4 protein-coding genes are annotated in these 4,753 nt (G+C 75.1%); all 4 read right to left on the bottom strand.

Annotation, left to right across the window (positions count from 1 at the left end):
* Positions 1–439 precede the first annotated feature (439 nt).
* Positions 440–1,438, bottom strand: coding sequence for a hypothetical protein (locus tag Q0444_RS00050; RefSeq protein WP_299020312.1), 999 nt, complete (start codon positions 1,436–1,438; stop codon positions 440–442).
* Positions 1,439–1,590: 152 nt separating this feature from the next.
* Entirely contained in the window at positions 1,591–2,877 is a 1,287-nt protein-coding gene (locus Q0444_RS00055) for an adenylosuccinate synthase (RefSeq protein WP_299020315.1), read from the bottom strand.
* Positions 2,878–2,993: 116 nt separating this feature from the next.
* Positions 2,994–3,890: a biotin-dependent carboxyltransferase family protein gene (locus Q0444_RS00060; protein WP_299020318.1), complete on the bottom strand. Its 897-nt coding sequence runs from the start codon at positions 3,888–3,890 to the stop codon at positions 2,994–2,996.
* The coding region (locus Q0444_RS00065; protein WP_299020321.1) for an allophanate hydrolase subunit 1 at positions 3,887–4,753 on the bottom strand (867 nt) is incomplete at its 5' end. The genes Q0444_RS00060 and Q0444_RS00065, both read right to left, overlap by 4 nt.

The following is a 4,753-nucleotide window of genomic DNA, read 5'->3' on the forward strand; positions in this document are numbered from 1 at the left end:
GTCCGTGCGGGGTTGCTCGAGGTCCGTGCGGGGTTGCTCGAGGATTCGCACATTCTGCTCGAGGTCGGGGCACGCGACACCCCGCAGCGGCGTACAAGAGTTCGAGCAAGTGGCCACGACCCTCGAGGAGAGTGCACCAGATCCCGAGCAAGTCGGCGATCGGCGCGGGCTGGGCGCGGGAGCAGCGCCGGCTGGGCGGGCTGGGCACGGGCTCGGCGCGGGCTCGGCGGGGTCCGCGGGCGCGGCCGCGGGCTGAGTGCCGCTCTCCGGCCTCCGCGCCTGGGCCCACCCGTTGTCCCTCGCAAGCGATGACACCGCCTCAGCGCGGCAATCAGGACCGGGTCGCCTCGCGGGCCCCGCATCCGGGCGGGGCCCCCAGAGCGGAGCCCCCCAGCGAGTCCCCGAGAGCGGAGCCCCCGACCCGGGAGCCGGCGGGCCTTCACCACTCCCGCCACCGCTCCCCGAGCCGGTGCAACTCCGGGCTGCCGGCGGCGTGCCCCCGGTCGATCTGCCGGCGGACCGCGGCGCGGATCTGCCGCATCAGCACGGGCTCCGAGGCCGCCATCCGGTCGGTGACGCGCATGACCTCCCATCCGAGTTCACTCATCCGGGCGGTGACGTAGGCGTCGTATTGGCCCTGCTCACCGCGGTGGAACTCCCGGCCGTCGTAGAAGAGCGCGAGGCGGCACCACCGGTATCCCAGGTCGGGCGTGGCGAGCAGCCGCCCGTCGAGGTCGACCACACCGAACTGCAGGTCCGGCACCGGAAGTCCGTGCCGTCCCATCGCCAGCCGCAGCCGGGTCTCGGGCGGGGAATCGGCGCGGGGATCGCAGCGCGGCAGCCTGCCCAACGCCCGGGACACCCCGTGGGCGGGTCGCATCGCCAGCGCCGCCGCGGCCACGTCGGGAAGGGGTGTTCGCGTCGAGTTGCACAGGGAATCGGTGACCGCGATCGCCACCTCGTCGTCGTCGATCCATCTCAGCAGGTCCACCGCCGTGCGGGCCGGCGACGTGCAGGGAGTGCCGTCCACGGCGTGTCCCCGCGCCCCGGGGCCGAGCTCGCGGGCGAACCGGACGCGGATCCCGGGCGGCGCCTGCGGCCTCGACGAACTCAGCAGGTCCACCACCCCGTGCACGCACTCGGCGGCGAAGTAGCGCTCGCCGTGGAGCGCCGCCGCGGCGAACCCGCAGGCCACCGTGCCGGCGGGCGCCCAGAGCCACGCGGCCCGGACCAGCAGCGTCGCCTCCAGCTCCCCCGCCCCGGCCGCGTAGACCCCGGGGAAGACGCGGCTGAAGCGGCCGGCCAGCTCGCGCCGGGTGAGCACTCCCGCCCCCAGGGCCGCGGCCCCGCGGAAGGGTCGGCCCCTGAAGATCGCGGCCACGTACGCGGTCGTCTCGTCCGACGTCGGCGCCTCGACGCCGGAGCCCCCTCCTGCCATTCCGCCATCCTCCGCGGCGGCGAGCGCCTCGCGCCAGCGGGTCCAGGCTCCTGTGGATGGGGTCGACGACCATCCACAGGGGCCCTCGGCCGGGCTCAGCCGGGGTCGGCCTCAGCCCTCAGCCGCCCTCAGCCGCCCTCAGCCGCTAAGCCTCAGCCCAGAATGTCGCGCCGCACCACGTTCTGATCGCGCCCCGGGCCCACGCCGATATACGACATGTGGCAGCCGGCCAGCTCCTCGAGCCGCAGGACGTACGCCTGCGCCTCGGGCGGCAGGTCGCCGAACTCGCGCGCGCCGGTGATGTCCTCTTCCCAGCCGGGCATGGTCTCGTAGATCGGGGTGGCGTGGTGGAAGTCGGTCTGCGTCATGGGCATCTCGTCGTGCCGCACGCCGTCCACGTCGTAGGCCACGCAGATGGGGATCTCGCCGATCCCGGTGAGCACGTCGAGCTTGGTGAGGAAGTAGTCGGTGAACCCGTTGACGCGGGCGGCGTACCGGGCGATCACGGCGTCGTACCAGCCGCAGCGCCGGGTGCGGCCGGTGTTGACGCCCACCTCGCCGCCGGTGACCTGCAGGTACTCGCCCCACTTGTCAAAGAGCTCGGTGGGGAACGGCCCGGCGCCCACGCGGGTGGTGTACGCCTTGACGATCCCCAGGGAGTGCGTGATCCGGGTGGGCCCCACGCCGGCGCCCACGCACGCGCCGCCGGCGGTGGGGTTGGACGAGGTGACGAACGGGTAGGTGCCGTGGTCCACGTCCAGCATGGTGGCCTGCCCGCCCTCCATGAGCACGGACTCGCCGCGGTCCAGGGCCTGGTTGAGCATGAGGGCGGAGTCGCAGACCAGGGGCCGCAGCCGGTCGGCGTAGCCGAGGAAGTACTCGACCATCTCCTCGACCTCCACCGCCCGACGGTTGTACACCTTCACCAGGATCTGGTTCTTGAGGTGCAGCGCGCCCTCGATCTTCTGCCGCAGGATCGATTCGTCGAAGATGTCCTGCACGCGGATGCCCACGCGGGAGACCTTGTCCGCGTAGGTGGGCCCGATGCCGCGGCCGGTGGTGCCGATGGCCTTCTTGCCCAGGAAGCGTTCGGTGACCTTGTCCAGCGTCTGGTGGTACGGCGCGACCAGGTGGGCGTCGGCGGAGATGCGCAGCCGGGAGGTGTCGGCGCCGCGGGCCTCGAGCCCGTCGATCTCCTCGAACAGCGCCTCGAGGTTGACCACCACGCCGTTGCCGATCACCGGCACGGCCGTGGGCGAGAGGATGCCGGCGGGCAGGAGCTTGAGCTCGTACTTCTCGCCGCCCACCACCACGGTGTGGCCCGCGTTGTTGCCGCCGTTGGGCTTGACCACGTAGTCCACGCGGCCGCCCAGGATGTCGGTGGCCTTACCCTTGCCCTCGTCGCCCCACTGGGCGCCGATCAGGACGATCGCTGGCATGGTTCGCTTTCACCTCGAAAAGAGTCGTCTAGACGGTGAGGGACGGACACGTTGACGGTGATTCCGCGCACACCAACACCCCAGATTAGCCGGTTCCGCGCCGTCACCCTAGTCGGTCAACCCCGCAGCCTGCGGAATCTCACCGGCGCTCCCGGCAACAGTTGCGAGATCACGTCCGCCGACCGCGAGGTCAGCACCCCGATCACCGGGTAGCCGCCGGTCACCGGGTGGTCGGGCCCGAACACCACCGGCGAGCCGTCCGCCGGGACCTGCACGGCCCCGCGCACCATGCCCTCGCTGGGGATCTCGCCGCCGCTCAGCCGGGGCACCGGCCGGGCCGGGTCGATGCGCACCCCCACCCTGTCGGCGTGCCCGCTGACGTGGCCCGTCCCCGCCAGGACCTCCCAGGCCTCGGGCGCGAAGAGGTCGTCGCGCGGACCGGGGATCACGTCCAGCTCGACCGCGCCGGCCGACGCCGCGTCCACGGCGGGTCCGCCGTCGCCCGCCGCGTGCCAGTGCTCGGCCCACGGGCCCACCACGCGGTCGCCGACGCCCAGCACGTCGCCGGCCACGACGGGCGGCGGCCCGAGCCCGGACAGCGTGTCGCGCGAGCGGCTGCCCAGCACGGGCGGCGCGTCGATCCCCCCGCGCACGCCCAGGTAGCTGCGCAGCCCGGCGACGGGACGGCCGATCTCCAGCGTCGAGCCCGCCTCCAGCCGGAGGACCTCGCCGGTGGCGGCGAGGCGGCGGGAGCCGGAGGAGGTGGTGACGACGACGAGGCCCCGCGCCCCTGTCACCGCCACCACCACCGGGGTGTCCGTCATGACCACCAGCCCGCCGAGCAGCACCTCGAGCACCGCGGCGCCGGGGTCGGTCCCCAGGCAGCGCAGGGCCAGCGCGGCGGCGGCGCGATCGGCGGCGCCCGAGGCGGTGACCCCGAGCGAGGCGTGGCCGGGCCGGCCCAGGTCCTGGATCAGCGCGGACGGGCCGGCCCGCAGGACCATCAGGCTCATCGGGTCGCGCCCTCGGCCCGCGGTCGCACGGCCCGGAAGCGGACCGCGATCCCCGGGGCCAGCAGCGCGGGGTCGGGGCGGCCCGCGTCCCACAGGGGTGCGTCGGTGGTGCCGAGCAGCCGCCAGCCGCCGGGCGAGGCGCCGGGGTAGACGGCGCAGAAGCGGTCGGCCAGCCCCACCGACCCGGCCGGCACGCGCGGCCGCGGGGACGCCAGCCGCGGCACCGCCGGCAGAGGCTCGGGGTGCAGCGGCTCGGGGGGCAGCGGTGCGGGGCCGAGCTCCCGCTCGTCGACCAAATAGAAGAAGCCGGGCGCGAACCCGCCGAAGGCCGCCCGCCACGTGATGGCGGTGTGCCGGCGGACCAGCGCCTCGGTCGACACGCCGGCCAGCTCGGCGACCGCCACGAGGTCCGGCCCGTCGTAGCGGACCTCCAGCGTCACCACCCCCGGCGGCTGCGCCACCGCCCCGCCGGCTCCGCCCACGTCCGGGTGGCCGGTCCCACCGCGGGGCGCCGGAGCCGACGGGTGGGGCGGCGGAACCGACGGCTCGAACGGCGGAGCCGGCTGGTGGGGCGGCCGCTGGGCCAGCAGCTCCTCGAGCCGCCGGCGCAGCGCGGGCAGGGCGGCGGCGTCCCGCGCGGTCACCAGCACGGTGCGGGCCGCCGCCACCACGTCCACGGCCTCGGGGCGCAACCGCTCCACCCGGCCGGCCAGCGCCACCGCCTCGGCAAGATCGGCACAGTCCAGCAGCAGCGCGGCCTCACCGCAGCGGCGGATCCTCGTCGTCGTCACCCGGCGCCGTTCCCCCCGCCCGGCGCGGCGCCGTTCCCCCCGCCCGGCGCGGCGCCGTTCCCCCCGCCCGGC

This window comes from uncultured Dietzia sp., assembly GCF_937873725.1.
Classification (GTDB): domain Bacteria; phylum Actinomycetota; class Actinomycetes; order Mycobacteriales; family Mycobacteriaceae; genus Dietzia.